This window comes from Sphingomonas sp. GM_Shp_2 (assembly GCF_026540875.1).
GTDB lineage: Bacteria > Pseudomonadota > Alphaproteobacteria > Sphingomonadales > Sphingomonadaceae > Sphingomonas > Sphingomonas carotinifaciens.
The window spans coordinates 59,360-75,101 of record NZ_JALNUQ010000003.1 but is presented as its reverse complement, the minus strand read 5'-3'; the positions used below and the strand labels follow the sequence as shown (position 1 = coordinate 75,101).

At 68.5% G+C, this 15,742-nt stretch carries 13 protein-coding genes; 7 read left to right on the top strand and 6 right to left on the bottom strand.

Annotated features, from left to right (window positions below):
• Nucleotides 1-35 precede the first annotated feature (35 nt).
• Nucleotides 36-878 (top strand): oxidoreductase, encoded by an 843-nt coding sequence (locus tag OXR08_RS01865; RefSeq protein ID WP_267347345.1) that lies wholly within the window; start codon nucleotides 36-38, stop codon nucleotides 876-878.
• A 54-nt stretch (nucleotides 879-932) separates the two neighbouring features.
• Nucleotides 933-3,680, top strand: a complete 2,748-nt coding sequence (locus OXR08_RS01860; protein WP_267347344.1) for a [protein-PII] uridylyltransferase — start codon at nucleotides 933-935, stop codon at nucleotides 3,678-3,680.
• Nucleotides 3,681-3,879: 199 nt separating this feature from the next.
• Here OXR08_RS01860 and OXR08_RS01855 read toward each other — a convergent pair whose 3' ends face one another.
• The 4 genes from OXR08_RS01855 to ruvB all read right to left on the bottom strand — a co-directional run bounded on the left by OXR08_RS01855 (nucleotide 3,880) and on the right by ruvB (nucleotide 9,247).
• Nucleotides 3,880-4,800, bottom strand: coding sequence for a tetratricopeptide repeat protein (locus OXR08_RS01855; protein ID WP_267347343.1), 921 nt, complete (start codon nucleotides 4,798-4,800; stop codon nucleotides 3,880-3,882).
• A gap of 97 nt (nucleotides 4,801-4,897) precedes the next feature.
• A complete protein-coding gene (locus OXR08_RS01850) occupies nucleotides 4,898-5,767 on the bottom strand; it encodes a helix-turn-helix domain-containing protein (protein ID WP_267347342.1) in 870 nt (289 codons plus the stop codon).
• A gap of 93 nt (nucleotides 5,768-5,860) precedes the next feature.
• Nucleotides 5,861-8,134, bottom strand: a complete 2,274-nt coding sequence (gene ptsP / locus OXR08_RS01845; RefSeq protein WP_112382045.1) for a phosphoenolpyruvate--protein phosphotransferase — start codon at nucleotides 8,132-8,134, stop codon at nucleotides 5,861-5,863.
• A gap of 81 nt (nucleotides 8,135-8,215) precedes the next feature.
• The gene (gene ruvB, locus OXR08_RS01840) at nucleotides 8,216-9,247 is read right to left on the bottom strand and encodes a Holliday junction branch migration DNA helicase RuvB (protein ID WP_149682178.1); all 1,032 of its coding nucleotides are present in this window, start codon (nucleotides 9,245-9,247) and stop codon (nucleotides 8,216-8,218) included.
• Nucleotides 9,248-9,320: 73 nt separating this feature from the next.
• On the opposite strand from ruvB, the gene OXR08_RS01835 reads away from it, so the two are divergent.
• Entirely contained in the window at nucleotides 9,321-9,920 is a 600-nt protein-coding gene (locus OXR08_RS01835; RefSeq protein WP_149682179.1) for an exopolysaccharide biosynthesis protein, read from the top strand.
• 3 nt (nucleotides 9,921-9,923) lie between these two features.
• On the opposite strand, the gene pyk is transcribed toward OXR08_RS01835, so the two are convergent.
• Entirely contained in the window at nucleotides 9,924-11,396 is a 1,473-nt protein-coding gene (gene pyk / locus OXR08_RS01830) for a pyruvate kinase (protein WP_149682180.1), read from the bottom strand.
• 76 nt (nucleotides 11,397-11,472) lie between these two features.
• Here pyk and OXR08_RS01825 point away from each other — a divergent pair, with 76 nt between their 5' ends.
• The gene (locus tag OXR08_RS01825; protein WP_267347341.1) at nucleotides 11,473-11,766 is read left to right on the top strand and encodes a DUF1244 domain-containing protein; all 294 of its coding nucleotides are present in this window, start codon (nucleotides 11,473-11,475) and stop codon (nucleotides 11,764-11,766) included.
• Between the two features lie 121 nt (nucleotides 11,767-11,887).
• Nucleotides 11,888-12,148, top strand: coding sequence for a DUF2312 domain-containing protein (locus OXR08_RS01820; RefSeq protein WP_112382040.1), 261 nt, complete (start codon nucleotides 11,888-11,890; stop codon nucleotides 12,146-12,148).
• 171 nt (nucleotides 12,149-12,319) lie between these two features.
• Here the strand turns inward: OXR08_RS01820 and OXR08_RS01815 are convergent, their stop codons facing one another.
• Nucleotides 12,320-13,783, bottom strand: coding sequence for an ATP-binding protein (locus tag OXR08_RS01815; RefSeq protein WP_267347340.1), 1,464 nt, complete (start codon nucleotides 13,781-13,783; stop codon nucleotides 12,320-12,322).
• Nucleotides 13,784-13,894: 111 nt separating this feature from the next.
• Between OXR08_RS01815 and OXR08_RS01810 the strand changes: the two genes are divergently transcribed.
• Nucleotides 13,895-14,638 carry a YebC/PmpR family DNA-binding transcriptional regulator gene (locus OXR08_RS01810; protein WP_149682181.1) on the top strand — a complete coding sequence of 248 codons (744 nt, stop codon included), beginning with the start codon at nucleotides 13,895-13,897 and terminating at the stop codon, nucleotides 14,636-14,638.
• Nucleotides 14,639-14,648: 10 nt separating this feature from the next.
• Nucleotides 14,649-15,155, top strand: coding sequence for a crossover junction endodeoxyribonuclease RuvC (ruvC, locus tag OXR08_RS01805; RefSeq protein ID WP_112382037.1), 507 nt, complete (start codon nucleotides 14,649-14,651; stop codon nucleotides 15,153-15,155).
• Nucleotides 15,156-15,742 lie beyond the last annotated feature (587 nt).

Here is a 15,742-nt window from a genome sequence, read left to right as displayed (position 1 = left end):
GAGGGGCAAACCCTTCACCCAGAGGCACATTCCCCATGTCCGACACCCCCGTCTGGTTCATCACCGGCTGTTCCACCGGCTTTGGCCGTGCCCTGGCGGAACGCGTGCTCGCACGCGGATGGCGCGTCGTCGCCACCGCACGCGACCGCGCCCGCGTCGCCGATCTGTCGGGCGATGGCGACGCCCTGCTTGCCCTCGATCTCGATGTCACCGATGCCGGCCAGATCGCCGCCGCGGTGGGCGCGGCGAAAACGCGCTTCGGCCGCATCGACGTGCTGGTGAACAATGCCGGCTATGGCTACCAGGCCGCGATCGAGGAGGGCGTGGAGGAGGAGATCCGCGCCCAGTTCGACGCCAACGTCTTCGGCCTGTTCGCCCTCACCCGCGCCGTCCTTCCCCTGATGCGCCACGCCGGCCGCGGCCACATCCTCAACATCACCTCCGTCGCCGGCCTCGCCGGCTTCCCCGCCTCCGGCTACTACGCCGCCAGCAAACACGCGGTGGAGGGCTGGTCCGATTCGCTTGCCGCGGAGGTCGCGCCGCTCGGCCTCCACGTCACCTGCGTCGAGCCCGGCCCGTTCCGCACCGACTGGGCCGGCCGCTCGCTGCGCCAGACGCCGAACCGCATCGCTGCCTATGCCGAGACGGCTGGCGCCCGCATGAAAAGCACCAGCGACATCAGCGGTCAGCAGGCCGGCGACCCGGTCCGCGCCGCCGACGCGATGATCGCGCTCACCGAACGCGCCGACCCGCCCCGCCACCTCGTCCTCGGCCGCTGGGGCCACGACGCGGTCGTCCAGCGCCTGCGAGAGCGGCTGGCCGAGATCGAGTCGCTGCGTGACGAAGCACTGGCCACCGACTTCCCCGACGGCGGCTGACGCCCGGCACAACGCGGCTCAACTTGTTCGCGCCAAGCGGCTATGGCCTGATCCATGTCGAGCCGCTTCGAAACACTGTCCCACCGCCGCGCCATCGTCGATCGCCGGGCGCTGGCCGACCAGATTGCCGCGCTGGGGCCTCTGCACGGGGCCGAGGGGCGCAAGCGGATGACGCCGGTGCTGAAGGAGGCGCTGGAGACCGGGCGGGCGGAGGTGTCGCGGCGCCTGATCGCCTATCCGTCGCGCGGGCTGGAGGCGGCGGCGGGGCAGGCCTATCTGGTCGACCAGATCCTGCGCGTGCTGTTCGATGCGACGACGCAGGGTCTTTATCCGCTCCACAACCCCACCGCCGCCGAACGGCTGACCCTGATCGCGGTCGGCGGCTATGGCCGGGGCGAGATGGCGCCGCACTCGGATGTCGATATCGGCTTCCTCACCCCGTGGAAGCAGACCCCGCATGCCGAACAGGTCATCGAATCGATGCTCTATTCGCTCTGGGACCTGGGGCTGAAGGTCGGCCATTCCAGCCGCTCGGTGGACGAAATGATCCGCCAGGCGCGCAGCGACATCACCGTGCGCACCGCCCTGCTCGAATCACGGCTGATCTGCGGCGACGCGGGGCTGTACGAAGAGGCCGGCCGCCGCTTCAAGGCGGAGATCCAGAAGGACACCCACCGCCAGTTCATCGCCGACAAGCTGGCCGAGCGCGATGCGCGCCACCGCAAGATGGGCGACACGCGCTACGTGGTCGAACCCAATGTGAAGGAGGGCAAGGGCGGCCTGCGCGACCTCCATGCGCTGTTCTGGATCGGCAAATACGTCCATGACGTGCAGCGCGCGACCGATCTGGTCGATGCCGGGCTGTTCACGCGGCAGGAATATCGCCAGTTCCACCGTGCCGACAATTTCCTGTGGGCGGTGCGCTGCCACCTGCACGATATCACCGGCCGCGCCGAGGACCGGCTGACCTTCGACGTGCAGCGCCAGATCGCCGAGCGGATGCGCTATGCCGACCGCCCCGGCAAGCCGCGGGTCGAGCGCTTCATGCAATTCTACTTCCTGCAGGCCAAGACGGTGGGCGCGCTGACCGGCGTCTTCCTGGCGCATCTGGACGAGCGGTTCGCGGCGCGCGGCCACCGCTTCGGCCTTCCCACCATCCGCCGCCGCCCCCGCCGCCTGAACGGCTTCGTCCTCGACCGCGGCCGGCTCGCCCTGCCGCATGACGGCTTCTTCGCCGAGGACCCGGTGCGCCTGATCGAGGTCTTCCAGCTTGCCGACCGTTACGAACTGGAGGTGCATCCGCTGGCGATGCGCGCCGCCGCGCGCGACGCCAAGCTGGCCGACGAGATCCGCAACGATCCCCGCGCCAATGCGCTGTTCCTCGACGTGCTGACGTCCCCGCGCGATCCCGAACTGGTGCTGCGCTGGATGAACGAGGCGGGGGTGTTCGGCCGCTTCGTGCCCGATTTCGGCCGCGTCGTCGCGCAGATGCAGTTCGACATGTACCATCATTATACGGTGGACGAGCACACGATCCGCGCCATCGGCCTGTTGTCACGGATCGAGCGCGGCCGGCTGCGCGAGGATCATCCGCTCGCCAGCACGGTGGCCGAACAGATCCTGTCGCGCCGCGTGCTGTTCGTCGCGGTGCTGCTCCACGACATTGCCAAGGGGCGCGGCGGCGACCATTCGATCCTGGGTGCAGGGGTCGCCCAGCGGCTGTGCCCGCGCCTGGGGCTGAGCGCGGCGGAGACGGAGACGGTCGCCTGGCTGGTTCGCTGGCACCTGCTGATGTCCGCCACCGCGTTCAAGCGCGATCTGTCGGACTTCAAGACGATCCTCGACTTTTGCGAAACCGTGCAAAGTCCGGAGCGGCTGCGCCTGCTGCTCGTGCTGACCGTGGTCGACATCCGCGCCGTGGGCCCCGGCACCTGGAACAGCTGGAAGCGGCAATTGCTGTCCGACCTGTACGAGGCCGCCGAGGAGGTACTGCGCCTCGGTCACAAGCAGCGCGGGCGCGGCGAGCGCATCGCCGCCAAGCAGGCGCGGCTGGCCGAGGCGCTCGGCTGGACGCAGGAGGATTTCCACGGCCACGTCCGGCGCCTGCCCGAGGCCTATTGGATCGCCGAGCCCGACGACGTGCTGGCGATCAACGCGCGGCAGATGGCCAAGGCCGGCGACGCGCAGCTGTCGATCGAGGCCGCGGTCGACCCCGATCGCGGCGCGACCCTGGTGTCGATCTACGCCGCCGACCATCCCGGCCTGTTCTACCGCATCGCCGGCGCGATCCATGTCGCGGGCGGCAACGTCATCGATGCGCGCATCCATACGACGCGCGACGGCATGGCGATCGACAATTTCCTGGTGCAGGATCCGCTGGGCCGCCCCTTCGACGATCCGGGGCAACTGGCCCGCCTGAACCGCGCGATCGAGGATGCGCTGGCCAATCGCGGCAAGCTGGCCGACCGGCTGGTCGCCAAGCCCGCTCCCCGCCCCCGCGCCGAGGCGTTCGACCTGCAACCCAATGTCCTGATCGACAATCGCGCATCGAACCGCTTCACCGTGGTGGAGGTCCATGCCCGCGACCGGCCGGCGCTGCTCAACCGGCTGGCCCATGCGCTGTTCCAGTCCAAGGTCACGATCCATTCCGCGCACGTCGCCACCTATGGCGAGCGGGCGGTGGACGTATTCTACCTCACCGACCTGACCGGCGACCGCATCGTCGCACCCGCGCGACTCAAGACGCTGGAAAAACGCCTGCTGGGTGCCGCCACCGGTGAAACCATGGAACTGGCGGCGTAAACTCACGCCCTCTCCCCAGCGGAGGGGCATCAGGTAGACAGCGCCTTGTGCTGGTTAGTCCATGCCGGGGGCATGGACGACCTGATGCTGGAGGGGCCTCGCGGCGCGGCCGTGAGGAGAGTGAGGGGGCAGACCAACAGTGCTGCGCTGCTTGGCGCCCCCACACTCCTCCCCTCAGAGAGGGGAAGGTATTTCCGCCCTACTTACACTTGGCCGCCGAACGTCCAGCCTCGACCTGCCCCTTCATCGCCGCCGACAGCTTGGCGCCGTATACGTCCGACAGCTCGTCATAGACCTTACACGCATCCGCCGGCTTGTTCAGCTTGGTCAGCGCCTGCCCCAGATACAGCAGGCTGTCAGGCGCCCGCTCGCCATCGGGGAATTTCTTGTAATTCTCGTAAAAGGCCATGGAGGCGAGGCTGGGCTTGCCCGTATCCAGATAGGAGCGGCCGAGCAGGTTCTGCGCATAGCTGGCGCGCTTGCTCTTCGGATAGGTCGCGACGACCTTTTTCAACTGCGCCTCGGCCTCCGGATATTTCTTCGCGCTCCACAGGCGGTATCCGTAAAGATACTCGTCCTCCGCCGCATCACCGGTCGAGGGCTTCTCCACCCCCGCCACCGCAACGGGCGTCGCAGCCGCGGCCGGCTTGGCGCTCGCGCTGCCGCCGGGCGCGCGGACCGGCGGCGGCGACACCGCAGCGCCCTCCAGCGGCGCGCTTTCGCCCGCCGGCGCGATCGGTGCCGGTCCGCCCTCGACCAGCTTCAGGCGATTGTCCGTGGCGCGCTTGTACGCTTCGAACTGTTCCTGAAGCTGGCGGACGCGAAAGCCGTTCTGCTCGATCTGCCCGGTCAGCGACGCCAGCTGCTCTTCCAGCGAGGTCACGCGCGACGAAAGATCGGCGACCGCGCTGGTCGCGGGCACGCCGGCGGCCGTCTGCGGCGCCTGCGACGCGGTGATGTCGGGTTGCAGATACTGGCCCGCCCCGTTCGGGAACACCTTGCGCTGGACGGCGCGCATTTCGCTTTCCAGCTTGGTCACACGGCCCTCCACGCCTTGCGCGGATACCGCCGTGGGCAGGAACAGCGCGGCGGCAACGCCGGTCATCAACAGGTTACGCATCGATCACACCCCCCGGTGCAAGCAGGATTTTCATGAACATCGACCATAACTGCAACGCCCAAGCTGTCGCCAGCCTTAAAGCGGTTGCCGGCGCACGCTATTCCGGAATGGCCGCCGCATTCAGTGGCCTCGGCGGCGCCGGCTCGGCGGCGGGCGCCGGAGCCGCGGCCGGGATCGGCGTCCCGGCCAGCCGCGCGCCGACGGCGGCGGCGTCGACCCGCACATCCTTGATCGGGCGCGATCCGTCGCCCAGCGGCGGCGTCGCCTTGCCGTTCAGCATGATGGTCAGCTTGTCGGGGCGACCGACGTTGATCTTGGGCTCGCGCGCGGTGGTCGGCACGTCGAACCGTTCGCCCGCCTTCATCGTGCGCAGGAACAGCGTCTCGTTGTTGGCGTCATAGACGCGCAGCCACACCTCGTCATTGGCGACCAGCGTCACCTGCCCGGTCGTGACGGCCGGCACCGGCTGCGTCACCGTCCTGGGTGCGGCGGTCGGGGTCGGCGCGGCAATTTCGGGTGCCTCCGGCGCCGTCGCGGTGCGGTTGTGGAACAGCTCGGTGCCGAACCACAGCGCCACCAGCACGAGGATGGCGAGCGCCACGCCGACGCCGAGGATCGCCAGGCCGCGTGGCGGCACGCGGGCCGGGTCGGCGATGTCGTGGGGCACATAGTCGCTCTGCCGGCGCCCGATCCGGTCCACCTCGGCGCGCACCGAATGGGCGATCGCCACCTCGTCCGCGCCGACGGCGCGGGCATAAGCCTTGGCAAAGCCCATCGCATAGGTCGCCGATGGCAGGCTCTGGTAATCCGATGCCTCGATCGCCGCCAGATGGCGGTTGGGGATGCGGGTGCGTGCGCCGACATCCGCGAGGGACAGCCCCTGCGCCTCGCGGGCGGCGCGCAGAACGTCTCCGGCGCGCGCGGGTGCCGCGGGCGCGGCGTCATGGCCCGGATTGACCTCGTCCATTCTCAACTCCGAAGCGACCGCGGCCCACCCTGCCGGTCGCCCCCGTCTTTCCCAAAGGGTTGTAGGCGTGTCAACGCGCCCTCTGCCCTGGCATCAGGCCAATTCCACGCCGTTCGTCGCAGCCCAGGCACCAAGCACCCCGCGCATGTCGCGCGGCGGATGCGCCAGCAGCCGGTCCATCTCGGCGGCAATGGCGGCGTGATCGAGCGAACGGACCATGGCCTTGACCGGTCCGACCGCCGCCGGGGTGATCGACAGGCGGTCGATGCCGATCCCGATCAGCGCCATCGCCTCCAGCGGCCGTCCGCCCATCTCGCCGCATACCGCGACCGGCACGCCGGCGGCGCGGGCTGGCTCCACCACCCGGCGCAGGAAGCGCAGGATGGAGGGCGACAGCCAGTCATAGCGTTCCGCCAGCTTGGGGTTCGCACGGTCGGCGGCGAACAGGAACTGGGTCAGGTCGTTGGTGCCGATCGACAGGAAATCGACCTGCGGCAGGATCAGGTCCAGTTGCTCGGCCAGCGCCGGCACCTCCAGCATCGCGCCATAGCGGATCTCGTTCGGCATCCGCTTGCCGCGTCCCGACAGGAATACCCGCTGCGCCTCGAACAGCGCGCGTGCCTCGTCGAACTCCCAGGCCTCGGACACCATCGGGAACATCACGTTCAGCGTCCGCCCGCCCGCCGCCTCCAGCAGCGCGCGCGCCTGCGCCTTCATCAGGCCGTCGCGTTCCAGCGCGAGGCGCAGCGCGCGCCAGCCCATCGCCGGATTTTCCTCGTCGCCCGCCTCGATGTTGAGATAGGGCAGCGCCTTGTCGCCGCCGATATCGATCGTGCGGAACACCACCGGGCGCTCGCCCGCCGCTTCCAGCACTTCGCGGTACAGCCGCTGTTGCCGCTCGCGCTGCGGCAGCGAGGCGGAGACGAGGAACTGGAATTCGGTGCGGAACAGACCGATCCCGTCCGCGCCGGTGATGTCCAGCGCCGCGGCATCGTCGCGCAGGCCGGCATTGACCATAACCGTCACCCGGTGGCCGTCCTTCGTCTCCGGCGCCACGTCGCGCAGCGCGGCATAGGCGGCGCGGCGCTTCTGGCGGAGCGTCAGCTTGGCGTCGAACGCTTCCTCCATCGCCGCGGAGGGCCGGACGAAGACGTTGTTCTCGATCGTGTCGAGCAGCAGCCGGTCGCCCTCGGCGATCAGCCGGCGGGTGTCGCGCACCCGGCCCAGCACCGGCACGCCCATCGCGCGCGCGACGATGATGACGTGCGCGGTCAGCGATCCTTCCTCCAGCACCACGCCCTTCAGGCGGCGCTTGTCATATTCCAGCAGCTCGGCCGGCCCCAGGTTGCGCGCGATCAGGATCGTGTCCTGGCGCAGGCCCAGCTGCGCCGCCGTCCCCATCTGGCCCGACACGATGCGCAGCAGCCGGTTCGACAGGTCCTCCAGATCGTGCATCCGGTCGGCGAGCAGGGGATCGTCGATCTGGCGCATGCGCTGGCGGGTGCGCTGCTGCACCCGCTCGATCGCCGCCTCCGCGGTCAGGCCGCTGTCGATCGCCTCGTTGATCCGCCGCGCCCACCCCTCGTCGTACGCGAACATCTTGTAGGTATCGATCACCTCCTCATGCTCGCCGCCGACACCGAACTCGGCCTCGCGCGCCATGCGGTCGATCTGTTCGCGCATCTTGTCGAACGCGGCATAGACGCGGTGCCGCTCGGCATCGGTGTCCTCGGCCACGGTATGCTCGATGGTGATGCGCGGCTGGTGGAAGACGGCAAAGCCCGACCCCATGCCGTCGACCAGCTTCTGGCCCATCAGCCGCTGCGACGCGGTGCTCTGCGGACGCCCGGCGCCCTGCCCGCCCTCGTCGATCAGCCCGGCATTGGAGATCAGCTCGGACAGCACCATCGCCACCGTCTGCAACGCCTCGATCTCGACATCCTGATACCGGCGCGGCTCGCTGTGCTGCACCGCCAGCACGCCCACCGCCCGCTCGCGCCGGATGATCGGCACGCCGGCGAAACTGTGGAAGCGGTCCTCGCCCGTCTCTGGCTTGTAGGCGAAGTCGGGATGGCTGGCGGCTTCGTCCAGGTTCAGCACCTCGACATCCTCGGCGATCGTGCCGACCAGCCCTTCCCCCATCGCCAGCTTGGTGACGTGCACCGCCTCCTGCGCCAGCCCGCGCGTCGCGAACAGCTCCAGCACGCCCTCGCGCAACAGGTAGATCGAACACACCTCGCTCCCGATCGCCTCACCGATGATCTGGACGACCTGGTTCAGCTTGGATTGCGCGGGCGCCCGCGACGCCATCACGTCGTGCAGGCGGACCAGGATTTCGCGGGCGGAGGCAGCGGCCGATAGGGGCATGGGCCAAGGGCTAACAGATCACTGCCTTGGGTGCCATGCAACATTATGACGCAGGGCACGAAGCTGGAATGCCTGCCCCGATTATCCGCCCAGGTCGAACAGGCCGTCCTGGCTGCCGACCGGCGGATTGAGGCCCAGATGCTTCCATCCCCCGGCATTCAGCACGCGCCCGCGCGCGGTGCGCGCGACCAGGCCGAGCTGGATCAGATAGGGCTCGATCACTTCCTCGATCGTGTCGCGCGGTTCGCTCAGGCCCGCCGCCAGCGTCTCCACGCCGACCGGGCCGCCGCGATAGACGTCGGCGATCATCATCAGATAGCGGCGATCCATCGCGTCCAGCCCCAGCGCATCGACCTCCAGCCGGTTCAGCGCCTGATCGGCGGCGCGGGCATCGACCACGTCATGCCCCGCCACCGTCGCGAAGTCGCGCACCCGGCGCAGCAGCCGGCCGGCGATGCGCGGCGTGCCCCGCGACCGGCGCGCGACTTCGGTCGCGCCGTCCTCCGCAATAGCCAGGTCGAGCAACCGCGCCGCGCGCGTCACCACCCGGGTCAGTTCCTCGACGGTGTAGAATTGCAGCCGCACCGGAATGCCGAACCGGTCGCGCAGCGGCGTGGTCAGCAATCCCTGCCGCGTGGTGGCGCCGACCAGCGTGAAGCGCGGCAGGTCGATGCGGACCGAACGGGCCGACGGCCCCTCGCCGATCATCAGGTCCAGCGCGCGGTCCTCCATCGCCGGATACAGCACCTCCTCCACCGCGGGCTGGAGCCGGTGGATCTCGTCGATGAACAGCACATCGCCGTCTTCCAGATTGGTGAGCAGCGCCGCCAGATCGCCCGACTTGGCGATCACCGGGCCGGAGGTGGCGCGAAAGCCCACCCCCATCTCGCGTGCGATGATCTGCGCCAGCGTCGTCTTGCCCAGCCCCGGCGGACCGAAGAACAGCACATGGTCCAGCGCGTCGCCCCGCGACCGAGCCGCCTGGATGAAGACGCGCAGATTGTCGCGCGCGGCCTGCTGGCCGACGAATTCGTCGAGATGCTTGGGGCGCAGCGCGGCGTCGACATCCTCGGGACGGCGGCTCGCGGACAAAAGGCGGTCGGTGTCGGTCACCTTTCGTTCCGTAGCGGGCGAGCGGGGGCGCTGTCGAGTGGAACCGCGCCACTTGTCATCCCGTTCCGCCCCCATGGCCAGTGATCCCCACAGCATCGGCGATATTCTCGACGCCCTGGATGAACTTGCGGACAAGCAGGACCGGGTTTCGCTCGGCGACGTGATCGAGGCTTTCGGCAACCGGTCCTATGGCCCCTTCCTGCTGTTGCCCGCGCTGGTCGACATATCGCCGGTCGGGTCGATCCCCGGCCTGCCGACCGTCCTCGCCTGCGTGATCCTGTTGACCGCGGTGCAGATGGTGCTGGGGCGCAAGCATCTCTGGCTGCCCGGCTTCCTGCGCAACCGCTCGGTCAAGGCCGAGACGGTCCGGAAAACCACGAAGAAGGCGCGCAAGCCCGCCGGCTGGGCGGATCGCTGGTTCCATGGTCGCCTGCCGGCGCTGACCAAAGGGCCGTTCGTGCGGGTCGCGGCGGTGGCGTGCATACTGCTCGCCTGTACGGTGCCGCCGCTGGAGTTGCTGCCGCTGGCGACCACCGCGCCGATGGCGGCGATCGCCACCTTCGGCCTGGCATTGATGGTCCGCGACGGGCTGGTGATGATCGTCGCGATCGTGCTGGCCGGCGTCGCGGTTGCGATCGGCGCCGGCCTGCTGGGGTCGAAGATCGGCGGCTGAGGTTCAGGCCTCCGCGCGATCCTCGCCGTACTTCTCCAGTTCGTCGCCGGTCAACCGCGTGACGTGCAGCACGTTGGTCGATCCCGGCGTGCGGAACGGTACGCCGGCCATGATGATGACCTGATCGCCCGCAGCGGCGATGCCGTGACGCAGCGCCATGCGCTTCGACTTGGCGACCATTTCCTCGAACGACTCGACGTCGCGGGTGTGCACCGCATGACAGCCCCACAACAGGCCGAGCCGCCGTGCCGTCTCCGCCTGCGGGGTCAGCACCAGGATCGGCACCGGCGGCCGCTCGCGCGCCACGCGGCGTGCGGTCGATCCGCTGGTGGTGAAGCAGATGATCGCCTTGGCCGAGGTCGTGCGCGCGATGCTCTTGGCCGCCTCCGCCATCGCGTCCGCGGTGGTGGGATCGGGCTTCATCACGGTGAAGTGCACGCGGTCGCCATGCGCCGGGTCGCCTTCGACCGACACGCCGATCGCGTTCATCATCGCAACCGATTCGACCGGCCACGAACCCGCCGCCGATTCGGCGGACAACATGATCGCATCGGCACCGTCATAGATGGCGGTGGCGACGTCCGACACTTCCGCGCGGGTCGGCGACGGGCTTTGGATCATCGATTCCAGCATTTGCGTGGCGACCACCACCGGGCGCCCCATGCGGCGCGCTACCTCGACGATGCGCTTCTGCAGCGGCGGCACCGCCTGTGGCGGCAATTCGACGCCCAGGTCGCCGCGTGCCACCATCACGCCGTCGCACTGCTCGACGATCTCGTCCAGCCGGTCGATCGCGGCCGGCTTCTCGATCTTGGCAAGGAGCGCCGCCTTGCCCTTGATCAGCCCGCGCGCCTCCATTAGGTCCTCGGGCCGCTGCACGAAGGACAGGGCGATCCAGTCGACCCCCTGCTCCACCGCGAACGCCAGGTCGGAACGATCCTTGGGCGTCAGCGCCGCCATCGGCAGCACCACGTCGGGCACGTTCAGCCCCTTGTTGTTCGACAGCGCGCCGCCGACCTCGACCAGGGTGACGATGCGATCCGCATCATGGTCCGCGACGCGCAGCACCAGCTTGCCATCGTCCAGCAACAGGCGCGCACCCGGCTCGATCGCGGCAAAGATCTCCTTGTGCGGCAGTTCGACGCGCGTCGCGTCGCCCGGCGTCGGGTCGCGGTCGAGCACAAAGGTGCTGCCCGTCTCCAGCACGGTGCGGCCGCCCTCGAACTTGCCGACGCGCAGCTTGGGACCCTGAAGATCGGCCAGGATCGTGGTCGGCCGGTTGAACCGCGCCTCCATGCCTCTGATCGCCTGGATGAGCGGCACCTTGGACGCCTGGTCGCCATGGCTCATGTTGATCCGGAACGCGTCCGCACCCGCCTGGAACAGCGTGGCGATCATTTCGGGATCGCTGCTGGCGGGTCCCAGCGTGGCCAGCACGCGGACTTTGCGGGATCGGGGGGCGAGGGCCTTGGTCATGTAGCGCTTATCCTGCGAACTTTGCCCGCACGGCTCTAACCTCTATTACGCGCCGATCAACCTTGGAGCTTGTAAAATGGACCGTCTCGACACGCTGGACGACGCCGCCGCCGCCGCGGCCTTCCGCCGGCTGGTGCGCCACCTGCGCCACCGCACCGATGCGCAGAATGTCGACCTGATGGGTCTGGCCGGCTTCTGCCGCAACTGCCTGTCCGACTGGGTGGGCGAGGCCGGCGGGCTGGACAAGGACGCCGCGCGCGAGACGATCTACGGCATGTCCTATGACCGGTGGAAGGCCGAGCATCAGGCCGACGCATCGCCGGAACAGCTTGCCCGCATGAAGGAAAGCGTCGCAAGGAACGCGCACTGACGACGGTTGAGCGGCGCGCGCAAAACGCCTAGACGCGCCGCCGCACCCGACATCGGGAATCTTCAACGCCGCCCCGTCCGCGCGGGCGAGGGCCGCGGCATCAAAGGGAAAGCGAATCACCATGGCGGACGCGGAATTCGAAGGCTCGGGCCAGGTTGCGGCAGACGAGCTGCGGCTGCTGATCGAGCGCGCCGAGCGGCTGGAAGAAGAGAAGAAGGGCATCGCCGACGATATCAAGGACGTGTTCGGCGAGGCCAAGGCCCGCGGCTACGACCCCAAGGCGATCAAGAAGATCATGTCGATCCGCAAGAAGAAGCGTGAGGAATATCAGGAGGAAGAGGCCATCCTCGAGGTCTATATGCAGGCGCTCGGGATGCTTTGAGCACTCTCACCCCTCTCTCCTCCGGGGAGCATCAGGTGAACAGCGCCCCGCGCTGTTCAGGTCACGCCGGGGGCATGACCGACCTGATGCTGGAGGGGCCCACTGCCAAAGGCAGTGGGAAGGTGAGGGGCCGCCAAGCAGTGCAACGCTGCTCGTCCCGCCCCCCCCGATTTACGCCGCCTCGGCGGCCTGCGTCGTCCACCCCAGCCGCGGGATCGTGATCGACCGCTTGCCGGTCAGGTCGGTTCGGCACACGAACAGGTCGCGGCTCTCGATATAGCCGATCAGGCGTCGCACCCGCCCCAGCGAGCTGGTGCCATAGGTCTGCGCGATCTGCGTATCGGGCGGACACGGCTCCCCCGCCCGCGCCGCGCGCGCCACCAGCAGGAACGCGCCCAGCATATCGTCGGGCAGCGCACTCGCCAGCGCCAGCGCATCCTGCCAGTCGGGATCGCTCACATCGAAAATGCCGGCGCGCGCACAGGACAGGCGCCGCGCGAAACCGTTCAGATCCAGCGGCGGGCGCGCCAGTCCCGCCATGCGGCACCGCACCTGAAAATCCTGGAACAGCACGGACGCCGGACGGAAGGTCGATTCGGCATCCTCGACGATCGCGCGCAGCACCGCGGCATAGATCGCCTCCACCTCCTCGCCGCTCATGTCGGGCACCGCCAGTGCGGCCGTGGTGGGCAAGGGCGGGCGGCCCAGATCGGCCATCAACTCGTCGGCCGGCACCCGCCGCGGACGCGGGTCAAAGGTCATCGGCAGTTGCGGCGCCTCCTCCACGGGGGCGAACAACAGGTCCTGCAAATCGGGTGGCGGCGCATCGGGCAAGGGCGTCAGCTTGGGACTGCCCGAACGTGCCGAGGTTTCCACCGCACCGATCTTCACCGTGATCGGCCGCCGCGACACCGCCGGGCCCAGCGCCAGGAAGGTGCCGCGCGCCAGATCGCGAATCGCATCCGCCTGCCGCCGCTCCATGCCCAGCAGGTCGGCCGCGCGCGCCATGTCGATGTCGAGGAAGGTGCGTCCCATCAGGAAGTTGGACGCCTCCGCCGCGACGTTCTTGGCCAGTTTCGCCAATCGCTGCGTCGCGATCACGCCGGCCAGGCCGCGCTTGCGCCCGCGGCACATCAGGTTGGTCATCGCCGACAGCGAGGCCCGGCGTACCTCCTCCGTCACCTCGCCGCCGGTGGTGGGCGCAAACAACTGTGCCTCGTCCACCACGACGAGCGCGGGGTACCAATGCTCGCGCGGCGCATCGAACAGCGCGTTCAGGAAGGCGGCGGCACAGCGCATCTGCCCCTCGATCTCCAGCCCCTCCAGGCTGAGCACGACGGAGGCACGGTGCTCGCGGATACGGCTGCCGAACTTCGCCACCTCGCGCTCGGCATAATCGCCCGCTTCGATCACGACATGGCCATAGGCCTTGGACAGGGTGACGAAATCCCCTTCCGGATCGATCACCACCTGTTGCACCTGCCCCGCCGATTTTTCGAGCAGGCGGCGCAGCAGATGCGACTTGCCCGAACCCGAATTGCCCTGCACCAGCAGGCGGGTCGCCAGCAATTCTTCCAGATCGATCGGGACGGACGCGCCGCGTTCGTCCGTTCCCATGTCCACGCGTACCGTCATGGCCACGGGCCATGCCGCATGGGCACGGCCCCAAACAAGACTTGTATTTCGCGCAGGTGGCAAAACCGTCCCCGGCCCGCTAAGTGCGCTGCATCACTCAATGAGGCACCGATGGCAGGCCACAGCAAATTCAAGAACATCATGCACCGCAAGGGCGCGCAGGACAAAAAGCGCTCGGGCATGTTCTCCAAGCTTTCCCGCGAGATCACCGTGGCGGCCAAGATGGGCCTGCCCGATCCCGACATGAACCCGCGCCTGCGCGCCGCGGTCAACGCGGCCAAGGCGCAGTCGATGCCCAAGGACAATATCCAGCGCGCGATCGACAAGGCATCGAAGGGAGATACGGAGAATTACGAGGAAATCCGCTACGAGGGTTTCGGCCCCGGCGGCGTGTCGCTCATCATCGAGGCGCTGACCGACAATCGCAACCGCACCGCCACCAACGTGCGCACCGCGGTGTCGAAGAATGGCGGTAATCTGGGTACCGCAGGCTCGGTCAGCCACGGCTTCGACCGGGTCGGCCTCATCACCTATCCGGCCAGCGCCGGCGACGCTGAAAAGGTGTTCGAGGCAGCCCTGGAAGCGGGCGCCGAGGACGTGACCTCCACCGAGGACGGCCACGAGATCTGGACCGAACAGGGCGCGCTGCACGAAGTCAGCAAGGCGCTGGAGCCGGTGCTGGGCGAGGCCGAGGGCGCCAAGCTCGCCTGGCGGCCGCAGACGATGGTGTCGGTCGAGGAAGGCGATGCGGCGACGCTGTTCAAGCTGATCGACGCGCTCGACGACGACGACGACGTGCAGACCGTCTGGGGCAATTACGAAGTCTCGGACGAGGTCATGGAGAAGCTGGGTTGATCCAGCTGGCATGATCCTGCTCGGTCTCGATCCCGGTCTCGGCACCACCGGCTGGGGTGTCATCGCGGCGGAGGGCAATCGGCTGCGCCATATCGGCAACGGCCAGATCAAGACCGAGCCGTCCATGCCCCTGCCCCGCCGCCTGACCTATCTCCACGCCGCGCTGGCCGAAATGATCCGGGTCGAACGCCCGGACGGCGCGGCGGTGGAGGAGGTGCTGGGCAATTCCAATGCCCAGTCCACGCTGAAACTGGGTCAGGCACGCGGCATCGTCCTGCTATCCGCGGCCCAGGCCGGGCTGATCGTCGGCGAATATCACCCCAGCATCGTCAAGAAGGCGGTGGTCGGCACCGGCGGCGCGGACAAGAAACAGATCCAGGCGATGGTCGGCCATCTGCTGCCCGGCGTAAAACTCACCGGCCCCGACGCCGCCGACGCGCTGGCGGTGGCGATCACCCACGCCCACCACCTCGCCAGCGCACGTGCACAGATGCGACGGACAGGCATTTCGGCGTAATCGGGATAGCGGAATATTCGTTCACGCGAAGACGCGAAGACGCGAAGAGGATTTCTCACGCGGAGACGCGGAGAAGAAGTTCAGGTTCGTGCAGAGGACGCAGAGGGACAGCGTCCGTCGCGACCGAGGCACCCGCTGTCGATCGGAAGACACGCCCGATCGGTGATGCAGGCCGAGCCTACGGCACAAGAAGCAATCCCTGCGCGCTCTGCGCCTCCGCCCGTAAAGCCCCCTTCTTCTCCGCGTCTCCGCGTCTCCGCGTCTCCGCGTGAATCCCCCTTTCTTCTTCGCGTCTTCGCGTCTTCGCGTGAACCATTACAGGCCAGAGCCAAGCGATGCCCCCGCGAAACGAAAGGGAAGCCGCGAAGCCGCGAAGAAGATGTTTCACGCGGAGACGCGGAGACGCGGAGAAGAAGTCCAAGTTCGCGCAGAGGACGCAGAGGGGCAGCGTCCGGCGTGACCGATACGCCCGTTTCCGATCGGAAGACGTGCCCGATCGGTGATGCAGGCTGAGCCCACGGCTCGAGAACCAATCTCCGCGCCCTCTGCGCCTCCTCCCGCAAAACCCTCTTCTTCTCCGCGTCTCC